We start from the raw sequence: 14,727 nt of genomic DNA on the forward strand, positions 1-14,727 counted from the left end.
CGCCCGCCCCCCCGCGCCCCCGGGGGGGGGGGGGCCCCCCCCCCCCCCCACCACCCCTTCCCGTTCCCAGTCCGCCGAGTCCCCCCAGTCCGCCCAGTCCGCCCCGGGAGAACCGCCCATGCGCATCCGCACCCGCATCCGCACCAGTCCCCGTCCCGCGTACGGTCTGCTGCCCGTTCTGTTGCTGCTGGGGGCGGCCCTGTTCCTCCCGGCCGCCCCGGCGGCGGCCGCGGACAACGGCACCTGGGGGGTGTTCCCGACGCCCGCGGCCGGCGCCGGGACGAGCGACCGGGCGTACTTCTTCCACCAGGGCGCGGCCGGGACCACCGTCGGCGACAGCGTGACGATCCTGAACTCCTCCGACACCGAGCTGACGTTCCGGGTGTTCGCCACGGACGCCAGGAACACCCCGGCCGGCGGGGCCTTCGCCCTGCTGCCGGTGGACCGCAAACCGCAGGACGTCGGCGCGTGGGTCTCGCTCGCGCCGCAGGCCGCGACCACGGTGACCGTGCCGCCCAAGGGCCGCAAGGACATCCCGTTCACGGTGAAGGTGCCCCAGGACGCGGTTCCGGGCGACCACGTCGGGGGGATCGTCGCGCTGAACACCGCCCTGGAGGGCGGCCGGCAGGACGGCAGAGTGCGGGTCGCGGTGCAACGGCAGGTCGGTGCGCGGCTGTACTTCCGGGTGCCGGGACCGATGACGCCCGGGCTGAGTGTGGAGGACGTGCGGGTCAGCCGCTCGGCTCCGGTGCTGCCGTGGCTCGGGAAGGCTCGCGCAACGGTCTCGTACGCGCTGGTCAACCGCGGGAACGTGGTGGTCGAGCCGAAGGTGTCCGTGTCCGCCCGCGGGCTGTTCGGCCGGAGGCTGCTGGAGCGGCCGGCCCGCGACCTGAAGCTGGTGCTGCTTCCGGGCCAGCGGATCGAGCTGACCGAGCCGTGGCCGGACGCCCCCCAGTCGGACCGCGTGGCGGTGACCGTCGCGGCGGGCGCCGCCGCCTACCCGGACCTGGCCTCCGAGGGGGGAGCGGAGTTCCTCGCCGTGCCGTGGCCGGCGGTGGGGGCGCTGCTGGTCGTGGCGGGCGCCGGGATCACCGTACGGGTCCTGCGCATGCGGCGTCGCCGCGCCGCCGCGGACGCGCCCGAGCCCGCGCCGGACCTGGCGGGGGCACGGGGCCGCTGACCCGGGCCGGCGGCGGCCCGGGGACGGGCTCGCCCCCCGCGTGAGGGTGGCGGGGGGCGAGCGGTTGCACCGGGCGTGCCGTCGGCGGCGGCCGCCGTCAGTGGTTGCGGGGGAAGCCGAGGTCGATGCCCAGGGGGGCCTCGGACGGGTCCGGCCAGCGGGTCGTGACGACCTTGCCCCGGGTGTAGAAGTGGATGCCGTCGTTGCCGTAGATGTGGTGGTCCCCGAAGAGGGAGTCCTTCCAGCCGCCGAAGGAGTGGTAGCCCACCGGCACCGGGATCGGCACGTTGACCCCGACCATGCCCGCCTGGATCTCCAGCTGGAAGCGGCGGGCCGCGCCGCCGTCGCGGGTGAAGATGGCGGTGCCGTTGCCGAACGGCGAGGCGTTGATGAGCGCCACGCCCTCCTCGTAGGTCTCGGTGCGCAGCACGCACAGCACCGGGCCGAAGATCTCGTCGCGGTAGGCGTCGGAGTCGGTCTTGACGTTGTCCAGCAGCGAGAGGCCGATCCAGTGGCCGTTCTCGAACCCGTCGACCGTGTAGCCCGTGCCGTCGAGGACCACGTCGGCGCCCTGGTCGGCCGCGCCCTTCACGTACGAGGCGACCTTGTCGCGGTGGGCGGCCGTGATCAGCGGGCCCATCTCGGAGGTCGGGTCGTTGCCCGGGCCGATCTTGATCTTCTCGGCGCGCTCGCGGATCTTGTCCACGAGGGTGTCGGCGATGGAGCCGACGGCGACGACGGCGGAGATCGCCATGCAGCGCTCGCCGGCCGAGCCGTAGGCGGCCGAGACCGCGGCGTCGGCGGCCGCGTCCAGGTCGGCGTCCGGCAGGACCAGCATGTGGTTCTTGGCGCCGCCCAGCGCCTGGACCCGCTTGCCGTGGGCGGAGGCGGTGGTGTGGATGTGGCGGGCGATCGGGGTCGAGCCGACGAAGGAGACGGCCGCGATGTCGGGGTGGGCGAGGAGCGCGTCGACGGCCACCTTGTCGCCGTGGACGACGTTCAGGACGCCGGCCGGCAGACCGGCTTCCGCCGCCAGCTCGGCCAGCTTGTTGGCGGCCGACGGGTCCTTCTCGCTCGGCTTGAGGATGAAGGTGTTTCCGCAGGCCACGGCCAGCGGGAACATCCACATCGGGACCATCGCCGGGAAGTTGAAGGGGGTGATGCCCGCGACGACGCCCAGCGGCTGGCGGATCGCCGAGACGTCGACCCGGTTGGACACGGACGTCGACAGCTCGCCCTTGAGCTGGGTGGTGATCCCGCAGGCCAGCTCGACGATCTCCAGGCCGCGCGCCACCTCGCCCAGCGCGTCCGAGTGCACCTTGCCGTGCTCGGCGGTGATCAGCTCGGCGATGGCGTCGCGGTTGGCGTCCAGCAGGGCGCGGTAGGCGAACAGCACCTTGGTGCGGGCGGCCAGCGAGGACTGGCCCCAGGTCAGGTACGCCTCCTTGGCGACCTGTACGGCGGCGTCGACCTCTTCGGCCGATGCCAGGGCGACCTGGGTGGTGACCTCGCCGGTGGCCGGGTCGGTGACCGGGCCGTAGTTGCCCGACGCGCCCTCGACGGTCTTGCCACCGATCCAGTGGTTGACGGTCTTCATTGCCTTGCTCCTTCACAGATGGCGACGTCGCTGCGCGGCTTGCCGGTCGTACTCCTCGCGGGCCCGGACCGCCGCCGTACGGGTCGCGGTCTCGGCCACAGGAACATCCCACCACGCCTGTGCCGGGGGCGGGCCCGACACAGTGTCGGGTGTTCGGGTCTGTGCGTAGACACATGTGGGCCGGTCCGCCGTACGCGCCTCGGCGAGGGCTTTGCGCAGGTCACCGAGGGCGCGGGTGCGGATGACGGCCATGCCGAGGGAGGCCGCGTTGGCCGCGAGGTCCACCGGCAGGGGTGCGCCGTCGTAGGCGCCGTCCGGCCCGCGGAAGCGGTACGCGGTCCCGAAGCCCTCGCCGCCCACCGCCGCGGAGAGTCCTCCGATGGAGGCGTAGCCGTGGTTGTCGAGGATCACCACCTTGATCGGTACGCCCTCCTGCACGGCGGTGACGATCTCGGTGGGGTTCATCAGGTACGTGCCGTCGCCGACCAGCGCCCATACCGGTCGGCCCGGCGCGGCGAGGGCGGTGCCGAGGGCGGCGGGGATCTCGTAGCCCATGCAGGAGTATCCGTACTCCACGTGGTACTGGTCGGCCGAGCGGGCCCGCCACAGTTTGTGCAGGTCGCCGGGGAGGGAGCCGGCGGCGTTGATCAGGATGTCGTCTGCGTCGACGAGGCCGTCGAGCAGTCCGAGCACCTGCGCCTGGGTGGGCACGGCGTCCTCGTCGCCGGCCGGCACGGCGTACGCCTGGTCGACCCGCTGCTCCCAGACCCTCTTGGCCTGCTGGTACGCCGTCTCGTACGCGGGGTCGACCCGGTGGCCCGTCACGGCGTGCCGGAGCTCCTCCAGGGCCTCGCGGGCGTCGGCGACCAGGGGCCGGGCGGCGAGCTTGTGGGCGTCGTACGCGTCGAGGTTGAGGCCGATGAACCGGACGGCCGGATTCTGGAACAGGGTGGCCGAGGCCGTGGTGAAGTCCGTCAGCCGGGTTCCCGCGGCGATCACCAGGTCGGCGCCGCGGGCCAGTTCGTCGGCGACCTGCGTGCCGGTGTGCCCGACCCCGCCGACATCGGCGGGGTGGTCGTAGGGCAGGGCGCCCTTGCCGGCCTGGGTGGAGGCCACCGGGATCCCGGTGGCCTCGGCGAACGCGGCCAGGGCCGCCTGCGCCCCGCTGTGCCGGATGCCGCCGCCGGCGATGAGGAGGGGCCGCGCTGCGGCCCGTACGGCCCGGGCGGCTTCGGCGAGCTCCTCCCGGTCGGGCCGGGGCCTGCGGACGTGCCAGACCCGCTCGGCGAAGAAGGCGGGCGGCCAGTCGTGGACCTCGGCCTGGACGTCCTGGGGCAGGGCGAGGGTCACCGCGCCGGTCTGCACCGGGTCGGCGAGCACCCGCGCGGCCTGCAGGGCGGCCGGGACCAGCGCCTCGGGGCGGGTGATCCGGTCGAAGTACCGGGAGACGGGGCGCAGGGTGTCGTTGACGGAGAGGTCTCCGGCGTGGGGGATCTCGATCTGCTGGAGCACCGGGTCCGCGGGGCGGGTGGCGAAGGTGTCTCCGGGCAGCAGGAGCACCGGGATCCGGTTGACGGTGGCGAGGGCGGCGCCGGTGACGAGGTTGGTGGCGCCGGGGCCGATGGAGGTGGACACGGCGTGCGCGGACAGCCGGCCGCACTGGCGGGCGTATCCGACGGCGGCGTGCACCATGGCCTGCTCGTTGCGGCCCTGGAGGAAGGGCATGGCGGCGGGGCCCGTCTCCAGCAGGGCCTGTCCGATGCCCGCCACGTTGCCGTGCCCGAAGATCCCCCAGGTGGCGGCGATCAGCCGGTGGTGGCGGCCGTCGCGTTCGGTGTACTGGGCGGCGAGGAAGCGTACGAGGGCCTGGGCGGTGGTGAGCTTCACCGGGTCGCGTCCTCCGCTCGGTAGAAGGGCAGCCGGGGGTCGGTGTCCTGGGCCGGCCAGCCGTCCCGGATCCATCCGTGGTCGGGATGGTCGCTGATGAGCCACTGCCGGGGCTGGTCCGAGGGCCCGGCCATGACGTTGAGGTAGTACATGTCGTGCCCGGGGGCGGCGATGGACGGCCCGTGCCAGCCGTCCGGGATGAGCACGGCGTCTCCGGTGCGCACTTCGCCGAGGATGTCGGTCTTCCCGGCCGGGGAGGGGCTGACACGCTGGTAGCCGAGGCCGGGGATCCGCCCGTGCGGGGCGATCTCGTAGTAGTAGACCTCCTCCAGGCGGGATTCCCGGCCGGGTTGGTATTCGTCGTGCTTGTGGGGCGGGTAGGAGGACCAGTTCCCGCCGGGGGTGAGGACCTCGACGGCGATGAGGCGGTCGCAGGCGAAGACGTCGGCGGCGGCGAAGTTGTTGACCTGGCGCGAGCAGGTGCCGGCCCCGCGCAGCTCGACGGGGACCTCGCGGGCCGGCCCGTGGCGGGCGGGCAGGACGTTCTCGCACCGGGCCCCGGCGAGCGCGAAGCGCCCCCCGGCGGGGGAGGTGATCGCGGCGTGCCCGTCCCGGGGGAGGTAGGCGAAGTCGGTCACCGATGTGAACACGCCGTCCCGCCCGCGCAGTTCGATCACGGTCTCCGCCGCGGGGGGACCTTCCCGGACGGGCTCCGCGCAGCGGACCCGGCAGGCCCCGGCCAGCGGGAGCACGATCCACTCGGCGTCCCCGCACTCGAACGTGTGGGTCTCTCCCGGCTCAAGGGCCAGCACCCGCAGCCGGGTGTAGGCCATCCCCCACTCAGACACCACCGGCACCGCCGAGCACCTCCTCCACTTCCTCGGGGTACGGCATCGCCGAGGAGCAGGCCAGCCGCGAGGCCACGATCGCCCCCGCCGCGTTGGCGTAGCGGACCACCCGCTCCAGGTCCCAGCCGGCGAGCAGGCCGTGGCACAGGGCGCCGCCGAAGGCGTCGCCCGCGCCCAGGCCGTTGACCACCTCCACCGCTACGGGCGCCGCCTCCACCACCGTTCCGTCGCGCCGGGCCGCCAGCACGCCGTCCGGTCCGCGTTTGACCACCGCCAGCTCCACCCCGGCCGCCAGCAGGGCCCGTGCCGCCGCGCGGGGATCGGACTCGCCCGTCGCGATCGCGCATTCCCGGGCGTTGCCGACCGCCACGGTGGCCAGCCCCAGGGCGTGCGCGTACGGACCGCCCGGTTCGTCCTCCCACAGCATCGGCCGCCAGTCGAGGTCGAAGACCGTGATCCCGGACTTGGCCCGCGCCTGAAGTGCGGCGAGGGTCGCGGACCGGCTCGGCTCCGCGCTCAGGCCCGTTCCGGTCATCCAGAACACCCGCGCCGCCCGTACCGCCGCCAGGTCCAGCTCCCCGGCCCCGATCTCCAGGTCGGGCGCCTTCGGCCACCGGTAGAAGTACAGCGGGAAGTCGTCCGGCGGGAAGATCTCGCAGAACGTCACCGGCGTCGGGTACCGGTCCACCTCCGCCACCCACCGGTCGTCCACCCCGAACGCCCGCAGCTCAGCGCGCAGATAGGCCCCGAAGGGATCGGCTCCGGTCCGGGTGATCATCGCCGTCCGGCGGCCCAGCCGTGCCGCCGCGACCGCGACGTTGGCCGGCGAACCGCCCAGGAACTTCCCGAAGGTGTCCGCCTCCGCCAGCGGTACGCCCGTTTTCAGCGGGTAGAGATCCACCCCGATCCGCCCCATCGCGATCAGGTCGAACATGACTTCTTCCGCGGTGGTCACACGCAGTCCTCCCACTCGTCCCACACCCCTAAGGTGGCCGTCATGACGTCCTCCCCACCCCCGTTGACCCGTATCCGCATCGGTTCGGCTCCGGACTCCTGGGGTGTCTGGTTCCCCGACGATCCCCTGCAGACCCCGTGGGAGCGCTTCCTCGACGAGGTGGCCGACGCCGGGTACGAGTGGATCGAACTCGGGCCCTACGGCTACCTCCCCACCGATGCCGCCCGGCTCACCGACGAGACCGCCAAGCGCGGTCTGCGGGTGTCCGCGGGCACCGTCTTCACCGGACTCCATCACGGGCCCGCCGTCTGGGAGGACACCTGGGAGCACGTGTCGCGCATCGCCGAGCTCACCCGGGCCGTGGGCGCGCGGCACCTCGTCGTGATCCCCTCGTTCTGGCGGGACGACAAGACCGGTGAGGTGCTGGAGGACCGCACCCTCACCCCCGCCCAATGGCGTGAACTGGCCCGGCAGACCGAGCGGCTGGGCCGGGAGGTGCACGACCGGTACGGGCTGCGGATCGCCGTCCACCCGCATGCCGACACGCACATCGACACCCCGGAGAACGTGGCCCGCTTCCTGGACGCCACCGACCGGGACCTGGTCTCCCTCTGCCTGGACACGGGGCACTACGCGTACTGCGGCGGAGACAGCGTCCAGGCCGTCGAGACCTTCGGCGAGCGGATCGGTTACCTCCACCTCAAGCAGGTGGACCCGCGGATCCTGGCGGAAGTCGTCGCGGACCAGGTGCCGTTCGGGCCGGCCGTCGCCCGCGGGGTGATGTGCGAGCCGCCGTCGGGGGTGCCCGCGCTGGAACCCGTACTCGCGGCCGCGCAGCGGCTCGGGGTGGACCTGTTCGCCATCGTGGAGCAGGACATGTACCCGTGCCCGCCCGAGCGGCCCCTGCCGATCGCCCGCCGCACCCGCGCCTACCTGCGCTCCTGCGGCGCCCGCTGACCAGAGCCGCACCCTGAAGGGAACCCACACCATGAGCATGCTCGGCATCGCCGTCCTCGGTACGGGGAAGATGGGCGCCGACCACGTCCGGCGGATCGGCCGGACGGTCGGCGGAGCCCGGGTGGTGGCCGTCGCCGATCCCGACGCGGACCGGGTCAAGGAGGTCGCCGCGGGTCTCGACGGCGCGAGCGCCCACACCGATGCGGCGGCCGCGACAGCCGCTCCGGGCGTCGACGCCGTCCTGATCGCCTCCCCCGGGCCCGCCCACGAGGAGGCGATCCTGCACGCCCTGCGGCGGGAGCTGCCGGTGCTGTGCGAGAAGCCGCTGACCCCGGATCCGAAGGGGGCGCTGCGGGTGATGGAGGCCGAACAGCGTCTGGGCCGCAAGCTGGTGCAGGTGGGGTTCATGCGGCGCTTCGACGCCGAGTACGAGCGGCTCAAGGAGCTGCTGGACGCGGGCGGGATCGGCCGGCCGCTGTTCCTGCACTGCCGGCACCGCAACGCGGCCTCGCCGTCCTTCTTCACCAGCGACATGCTGATCAGCGATTCCGTGGTGCACGAGGTGGACGCGGCACGCTGGCTGCTGGGGCAGGAGATCACGGCGGTCTCGGTGCTCTCCCCCACCCCGACCTCGGCGGCTCCCGAGGGGCTGCGCGACCCGCGGCTGGTCCTGCTGGAGACCTCCGGCGGGGCGGTCGTCGACGTGGAGATCTTCGTCAACTGCGGGTTCGGCTACGAGGTCCGCTGCGAGGCGGTGGGCGAGGCCGGCAGCGCGCTCATCGGCGGCGGCGGCGAGGGGATGCTCGTCCAGTCCGCGGGCCGCCGGTACGGGGAGATCGCCCAGGACTTCACCGTCCGCTTCGCCGATGCGTACGACCGCCAGCTGCGGCGGTGGGTGGCCGCGGCGGCACAGGGCCGGGTGGCCGGGCCCGACGCGTGGGACGGCTATGCGGCGGCCGCCGTCTCCCGGGCCGGCATCGCGGCCGCGCGCGACGGCGTGCGCAGAGCGGTCGAGCTGGTGGACCGGCCGGCGCTGTACCGCTGAGCCGGCCGCCCCACGCCGGGCCGGGCCGGGTCCGCCGGGGCCGGGTCCGGCGGGGCCGGGTCCGCCGGGCCGGCCGGTGTCGCCGGCATCCCCCTGCACGCCCTCCCACGCGGCCCTGGTGTCACGTACGTCACGCATGTCGCCGGTGTGTCACGCATGTCCGCGTTTCGCGGGATGTCCGTCACGGTCGGTCGACAGCTGCTCCCGCGCCTTCACCGCTCGTCGTTCTCCGGGCACTACCCGAGTGATCGTCTGTGTCCGCGCGCCGGCTCCCCCGACGGCCTCCCGGCCGGCCCCGTGGCGCGGACAAGGAGGTGTCGTGCATGAGCGACCGGCAGCTGTGGTCGTACAAGGAGATCGCCGCCCACATCCGGGTCCAGCCGGACACGGTGCGCTCGTACCGCAAGCACGGGCTGCTCCCCCCGCCCGACCACGTGGAGGGCGCCAAGCCGTACTGGTACGCCGCCACGATCCATGCCTGGGTGGCCCGCCGGCCGGGGAACCGGGGGCGCCGCGAGGACTGACCCCGGCCTCCCGGCGCCGGAGCGGGGGCGGGCGGCGTCACCAGGACTCGTCGCCGCCGGTCCGCACCCCCTCCTCCGCCCCGGCCCCGGCCGTGCCCCTGCGTGCACCCTCCCGCAGCCGCAGCGCCACCAGCGGGAAGACCAGTACGGAGACCATGGCCGCCGCCACCAGCGCCGCGGCCTCCCCCGGCGCCATGTGCCCGTCCTGCACCCCCAGCGTGGCGATCGCCACCACCAGCGGCAGGGCGGTGGATCCGAACAGCACGAGCGCCCCGCGGTCGCGCCGGCCCAGGTCCCTGGGCGCCAGCAGCCACATCGGCAACCCCCGCACCACCAGGAACAGCAGCAGGAACGCCACCAGCAACAGCAGCGGGCGGCCGCCCGAGAGCAGGGCGTCCAGGTCGAACTCGATGCCCGTCACGACGTAGAACAGCGGCACCAGGAAGCCGAAGCCCATGGCCTCCACCTTCGACAGCACGGTCCCGCTGCTCTCGGGCGCCGCCCCGTGCAGGACCAGACGGGTGATCAGCCCGGCGGCGAAGGCCCCGAGCAGCACGTCGAGCCCCAGCCACTGGGCCAGCCCGAGCATCACCACGAGCAGCAGCATCACCAGCCGCACCGCGAACTGGGCGCTGCTGTGCAGGGTCCTGGCGATGACCCGCGCGAACCAGGGCCGCTTGGGCCGCAGCGCCCAGAAGACCGCGGCGGCCGTCAGGAGGGCGAAGACCGCGAGGAGCGCCGCCGAGCGCGCCGGGGCCCGGCCGCTGAGCAGCAGGGCCATGGCGATGATCGGCCCGAACTCCCCGACCGAGCCCATGGCCGTCATCACGGCGGCGAACCGGCTCGGGAGGTCCCCCGCGTCGCGCAGCAGCGGCAGGACCGTGCCCAGCGCGGTGCTGGTGAGTGCGGTGCCGAGGTAGACGCCCTTGCCGAAGCTGCCGCCGGCCAGCAGGGTGCCGAGCCCCAGGCCGAGCGCGAGGGCGGCGAGCCAGGCCCATACGGAGCGGGTGAGGGTCTCGCCCTTGACCTGGTCGAACTGGATCTCGTAGCCCGCCAGGAAGATCAGCATGGCGAGGCCCAGCCGGCTCAGTACGTCGATCACCGGGCCGGTCTCGGCCCAGCCGAGCACGTCGGGGCCGGTGACCACGCCGAGCCCGATCTCGAAGATCACCAGCGGGACCGGGAGCCACCGGGAGACCCCGTAGGCCAGCGGGGGCGCGAGCACGGCGATGGCCATGATCAGGATGAGCGTCCCCGAGTGATCCACAGCGCCATTTACCTACGCCGCGTCCGGGTTGTCATCTCGGACCGGGCCGCGGGCCGCCCTCGCTTTATACCCCCTAGGGGTATAGTCTTCGGGTGTCGGGAGGACCGTGGAGTGACACCGTGGCCTTCCGCGACCCGATACGCCCTTGAAGAGGAGAACGACATGACCGCCGAGACGGACACCCAGACCACCACCGTCTACCGGGTGACGGGCATGACCTGCGGCCACTGCGAGGGCGCGGTGACCACCGAGCTCTCCGCCCTGCCCGGCGTCAGCTCGGTCAAGGCCGTCGCCGCGACCGGCGAGGTCACCGTGGTCTCCGCGGCCCCGCTCGCGGAGGAGGACGTACGCGCCGCCGTGGACGAGGCCGGATACGAGTTCGCCGGGACCGCCTCCGGGCGCTAGCCGGCCCGGACCGGGGCCCCTCGGGCACCCGGGCCCGCCGCCCTCCGTGCAGTACCCCGCCGAGCCGTGCCGGCCAGCTGATACTGGACCTGTACGGCTCGGCCCACCCCCTGGAGCCGGATCAGCATGAGCACGAACACGAGCAGCCCCATAGCCGCGGCGCCGCCCGCGGACACCTCCGAGGTCGAGCTGTCGATCGGCGGGATGACCTGCGCCTCCTGCGCGGCCCGCATCGAGAAGAAGCTGAACCGGATGGACGGGGTCACCGCCACGGTGAACTACGCCACCGAGAAGGCCCGCGTGTCCTACGGCGGCGCGGTCCAGGTCGCCGACCTGATCGCGACCGTCGTGAAGACGGGCTACACGGCGGCCGAACCCCCGCCGCCGCAGCCCGGACCGGCCGCTGCGCCGCCGTCGGCGCCGGCCACCGGGCCGGCCGCCGAGGACCCGGAACCGGCCGCGCTCCGCGTACGCCTGCTGGTCTCCGCCCTGCTCGCCCTGCCCGTCGTCCTGCTCTCGATGGTCCCGGCCCTCCAGTTCGACAACTGGCAGTGGCTCTCCCTGACCCTGGCCGCCCCGGTGGTCGTCTGGGGCGCCCTCCCCTTCCACCGGGCCGCCTGGACCAACGCCCGGCACGGCGCCGCCACCATGGACACCCTGGTCTCGGTCGGCACCCTGGCCGCCTTCACCTGGTCCCTGTGGGCCCTGTTCTTCGGGCACGCCGGAATGCCGGGCATGCGGCACGGCTTCGCCTTCACCGTCAGCCGTACGGACGGCTCCTCCACGATCTACCTGGAGGTCGCCGCCGGGGTCGTCGCCTTCATCCTGCTCGGCCGCTACCTGGAGGCCCGCTCCAAGCGGAAGGCGGGCGCGGCCCTCAGGGCCCTGATGGAGCTCGGCGCCAAGGACGTCGCCGTCCTGCGCGGCGGCGGCGAGGTACGGATCCCGGTCGCGCAGCTCGCGGTCGGCGACCGGTTCGTGGTGCGCCCGGGCGAGAAGATCGCCACCGACGGCACGGTCGTCGAGGGCAGCTCCGCCGTCGACGCCTCCATGCTGACCGGGGAGTCCGTCCCCGTGGAGGTCACCGTCGGCAGCCCGGTCACCGGCGCCACCGTGAACGCCTCCGGGCGGCTCGTCGTCCGGGCCACCCGGATCGGCGCCGACACCCAGCTCGCCCGGATGGCCAGGCTGGTCGAGGACGCACAGAACGGCAAGGCCGAGGTACAGCGCCTCGCCGACCGCATCTCCGCGGTCTTCGTGCCGGTCGTCCTGCTGCTGGCCCTCGGCACCTGGGTCACCTGGCTGCTGATCACCGACGATCCGGCCGCCGCCTTCACCGCCGCCGTGGCCGTCCTGATCATCGCCTGCCCGTGCGCCCTGGGCCTGGCCACCCCGACCGCCCTGATGGTCGGCACCGGACGTGGGGCGCAGCTCGGGATCCTGATCAAGGGGCCGGAGGTGCTGGAGTCCACGCGCCGCGTGGACACCGTCGTCCTGGACAAGACCGGGACGGTCACCACCGGCCGGATGACCCTCGCCGGGGTGCACGCCGCGGCCGGGACGGACGAGCGCGAGCTGCTGCGCCTGGCCGGTGCACTGGAGCACGCCTCCGAGCACCCGATCGCCCGCGCCGTCGCGGCGGGGGCCGCCGAGCGGGTGGGGGCGCTGCCCGTGCCGGAGTCCTTCGACAACCTCGCCGGGCTCGGAGTCCAGGGCCTCGTGGACGGGCGCGCCGTCCTGGTCGGCCGGGAGCAGCTGCTGGCCGAGTGGTCGATCGGCCTTCCCGGCGATCTCGCCGCGGCGAAGGCGCAGGCCGAGGCGGCGGGCAGCACCGCCGTGGCCGTGGCCTGGGACGGCCGGGCGCGGGGGGTCCTCACCGTCGCCGACGCGGTCAAGGAGACCAGCGCCGAGGCGGTGTCCCGGCTGCGGGCGCTCGGCCTGACCCCGGTCCTGCTGACCGGCGACAACAAGGCCGTCGCCGAGACGGTGGCCCGGGAGGTCGGCATCGACGAGGTGATCGCCGAGGTGCTCCCCGAGGACAAGGTGGCCGTCGTACGCCGCCTGCAGGCCGAGGGCCGTACCGTCGCCATGGTCGGCGACGGGGTCAACGACGCGGCGGCCCTGGCCCAGGCGGACCTGGGGCTGGCGATGGGGACGGGGACGGACGCCGCGATCGAGGCGGGCGACCTGACCCTCGTACGGGGGGACCTGCGGGTGGCGGCGGACGCGATCCGGCTCTCGCGGCGGACCCTGGCCACCATCAAGGGCAACCTGTTCTGGGCCTTCGGCTACAACGTGGCCGCCCTGCCGCTGGCGGCCGCCGGCCTGCTCAACCCGATGATTGCGGGGGCCGCGATGGCGTTCTCCTCCGTTTTCGTGGTGAGCAACTCCCTGCGGTTGCGATCCTTCCGGTAGGGGTCCGTCCTCCCCATTCCGTCCACACTTCCTTCACAGGAGACGCAGATCACAGTGATTGCAACGTAACCATCCGGCACTGCAGTGGGTCTAATGGGGCGGTGCCAGGAACGTCTTGGGGGACGTTCACGGGGGTCTTGGGGGACGTCCGTGGCACCAGCCGGCCGGGACGCGTGCCCGCGGGAAGCTTTGAGCGGCCCTCCCGACCCGAACGGGTCCCGGCACACTGACGCCCCGGCTCGGGTCCCGTGGGGGGAATCCGTTCCGGGGAAAGGAAAGCGCCCCGCCCGTCGACCCGTGGGGGGATCGACGGCGGGGCGCTTTTCGCACGCGCGGGGAGAGCCTCGGGTCAGCGGGCCTCGACCGGGACGAAGTCGCGCAGGACCTCGCCGGTGTAGATCTGGCGCGGGCGGCCGATGCGGGAACCCGGCTCCTTGATCATTTCCTGCCACTGGGCGATCCAGCCGGGGAGGCGGCCGAGGGCGAAGAGCACCGTGAACATCTCGGTGGGGAAGCCCATGGCCCGGTAGATCAGACCGGTGTAGAAGTCCACGTTCGGGTAGAGGTTGCGCGAGACGAAGTACTCGTCGGCCAGCGCGTGCTCTTCCAGCTTCAGCGCGATGTCGAGCAGCTCGTCGCTCTTGCCGAGCGAGGACAGGACGTCGTGCGCAGCCGCCTTGATGATCTTCGCCCGGGGGTCGAAGCTCTTGTAGACGCGGTGCCCGAAGCCCATCAGGCGGACGCCGTCCTCCTTGTTCTTCACCTTGCGGATGAAGGCGTCGACGTCGCCGCCGTCGTTCTTGATGCCTTCCAGCATCTCCAGGACGGACTGGTTGGCGCCGCCGTGCAGCGGGCCCCACAGGGCCGAGATGCCGGCGGAGATCGAGGCGAACATGTTGGCCTGCGAGGAACCGACCAGGCGCACGGTGGAGGTCGAGCAGTTCTGCTCGTGGTCCGCGTGCAGGATCAGCAGCTTGTCCAGCGCCGAGACGACGACCGGGTCGAGGTCGTACTCCTGGGCGGGCACGGAGAAGGTCATGCGCAGGAAGTTCTCGACGTAGCCGAGGTCGTTGCGCGGGTAGACGACCGGGTGGCCGACCGACTTCTTGTACGCGTAGGCCGCGATCGTCGGCAGCTTGGCCAGCAGGCGGATCGTCGAGAGGTGGCGCTGCTTCTCGTCGAACGGGTTGTGGCTGTCCTGGTAGAACGTCGACAGGGCGCTGACCACGGAGGACAGCATCGCCATCGGGTGCGCGTCGCGCGGGAAGCCGTCGTAGAACCGCTTGACGTCCTCGTGCAGCAGCGTGTGCTGGGTGATCTCGTTGCGGAACGACGCGAGCTGGTCGACGGTCGGCAGCTCACCGTTGATCAGCAGGTACGCGACCTCGATGAAGGAGGAGCGCTCCGCCAGCTGTTCGATCGGGTAGCCGCGGTAGCGCAGGATGCCCTGCTCACCGTCGAGGTAGGTAATCGCGGACTTGTAGGCCGCGGTGTTGCCGTAGCCGCTGTCCAAGGTGACGAGCCCGGTCTGGGCCCTCAGCTTCGCGATGTCGAAGCCCTGGTCACCGACGGTGCTCTCGACCACCGGGTAGGTGTATTCACCGTCCGCGTACCGGAGTACTACAGAGTTGTCGCTCACGTCATCCC

General features: G+C 73.1%; 12 protein-coding genes. 6 read left to right on the top strand and 6 right to left on the bottom strand.

Features of this window, described 5'->3' with window-relative positions:
- Positions 1 to 118 precede the first annotated feature (118 nt).
- Positions 119 to 1,180: a DUF916 domain-containing protein gene (locus tag ABZ128_RS07680; protein ID WP_356846711.1), complete on the top strand. Its 1,062-nt coding sequence runs from the start codon at positions 119 to 121 to the stop codon at positions 1,178 to 1,180.
- A 97-nt stretch (positions 1,181 to 1,277) separates the two neighbouring features.
- On the opposite strand, the gene ABZ128_RS07685 is transcribed toward ABZ128_RS07680, so the two are convergent.
- Genes ABZ128_RS07685 through iolC form a run of 4 tightly spaced genes read right to left on the bottom strand, consistent with a single transcriptional unit; the run spans position 1,278 to position 6,446 of the window.
- Positions 1,278 to 2,777: a CoA-acylating methylmalonate-semialdehyde dehydrogenase gene (locus ABZ128_RS07685; protein ID WP_356846712.1), complete on the bottom strand. Its 1,500-nt coding sequence runs from the start codon at positions 2,775 to 2,777 to the stop codon at positions 1,278 to 1,280.
- 12 nt (positions 2,778 to 2,789) lie between these two features.
- Positions 2,790 to 4,664 carry a 3D-(3,5/4)-trihydroxycyclohexane-1,2-dione acylhydrolase (decyclizing) gene (gene iolD, locus ABZ128_RS07690; RefSeq protein WP_356846714.1) on the bottom strand — a complete coding sequence of 625 codons (1,875 nt, stop codon included), beginning with the start codon at positions 4,662 to 4,664 and terminating at the stop codon, positions 2,790 to 2,792.
- On the bottom strand, positions 4,661 to 5,497 hold the full coding sequence (gene iolB, locus ABZ128_RS07695) for a 5-deoxy-glucuronate isomerase (RefSeq protein WP_356846943.1): 837 nt from the start codon (positions 5,495 to 5,497) through the stop codon (positions 4,661 to 4,663). The genes iolD and iolB overlap by 4 nt, the downstream gene beginning before the upstream one ends.
- Positions 5,498 to 5,504: 7 nt before the next feature.
- A complete protein-coding gene (iolC, locus tag ABZ128_RS07700; RefSeq protein ID WP_356846944.1) occupies positions 5,505 to 6,446 on the bottom strand; it encodes a 5-dehydro-2-deoxygluconokinase in 942 nt (313 codons plus the stop codon).
- Positions 6,447 to 6,509: 63 nt separating this feature from the next.
- Here iolC and ABZ128_RS07705 point away from each other — a divergent pair, with 63 nt between their 5' ends.
- The 3 genes from ABZ128_RS07705 to ABZ128_RS07715 all read left to right on the top strand — a co-directional run bounded on the left by ABZ128_RS07705 (position 6,510) and on the right by ABZ128_RS07715 (position 8,993).
- Positions 6,510 to 7,424 (top strand): sugar phosphate isomerase/epimerase, encoded by a 915-nt coding sequence (locus ABZ128_RS07705; RefSeq protein ID WP_356846715.1) that lies wholly within the window; start codon positions 6,510 to 6,512, stop codon positions 7,422 to 7,424.
- Positions 7,425 to 7,455: 31 nt separating this feature from the next.
- Positions 7,456 to 8,469 (top strand): Gfo/Idh/MocA family oxidoreductase, encoded by a 1,014-nt coding sequence (locus ABZ128_RS07710; RefSeq protein WP_356846716.1) that lies wholly within the window; start codon positions 7,456 to 7,458, stop codon positions 8,467 to 8,469.
- 323 nt (positions 8,470 to 8,792) lie between these two features.
- The gene (locus tag ABZ128_RS07715; RefSeq protein WP_356846718.1) at positions 8,793 to 8,993 is read left to right on the top strand and encodes a MerR family transcriptional regulator; all 201 of its coding nucleotides are present in this window, start codon (positions 8,793 to 8,795) and stop codon (positions 8,991 to 8,993) included.
- Between the two features lie 37 nt (positions 8,994 to 9,030).
- Here the strand turns inward: ABZ128_RS07715 and ABZ128_RS07720 are convergent, their stop codons facing one another.
- Positions 9,031 to 10,260, bottom strand: coding sequence for a cation:proton antiporter (locus ABZ128_RS07720; RefSeq protein WP_356846720.1), 1,230 nt, complete (start codon positions 10,258 to 10,260; stop codon positions 9,031 to 9,033).
- Between the two features lie 162 nt (positions 10,261 to 10,422).
- Between ABZ128_RS07720 and ABZ128_RS07725 the strand changes: the two genes are divergently transcribed.
- Complete coding sequence (locus ABZ128_RS07725) at positions 10,423 to 10,665, top strand: heavy-metal-associated domain-containing protein (protein WP_356846722.1); 243 nt, start codon at positions 10,423 to 10,425, stop codon at positions 10,663 to 10,665.
- Between the two features lie 126 nt (positions 10,666 to 10,791).
- Positions 10,792 to 13,080, top strand: a complete 2,289-nt coding sequence (locus ABZ128_RS07730) for a heavy metal translocating P-type ATPase (RefSeq protein WP_356846723.1) — start codon at positions 10,792 to 10,794, stop codon at positions 13,078 to 13,080.
- Between the two features lie 349 nt (positions 13,081 to 13,429).
- On the opposite strand, the gene ABZ128_RS07735 is transcribed toward ABZ128_RS07730, so the two are convergent.
- Positions 13,430 to 14,719: a citrate synthase gene (locus tag ABZ128_RS07735; protein WP_356846725.1), complete on the bottom strand. Its 1,290-nt coding sequence runs from the start codon at positions 14,717 to 14,719 to the stop codon at positions 13,430 to 13,432.
- Positions 14,720 to 14,727: the final 8 nt, after the last annotated feature.

The organism is Streptomyces sp. NPDC006326, from assembly GCF_040612915.1.
Classification (GTDB): Bacteria; Actinomycetota; Actinomycetes; order Streptomycetales; family Streptomycetaceae; genus Streptomyces.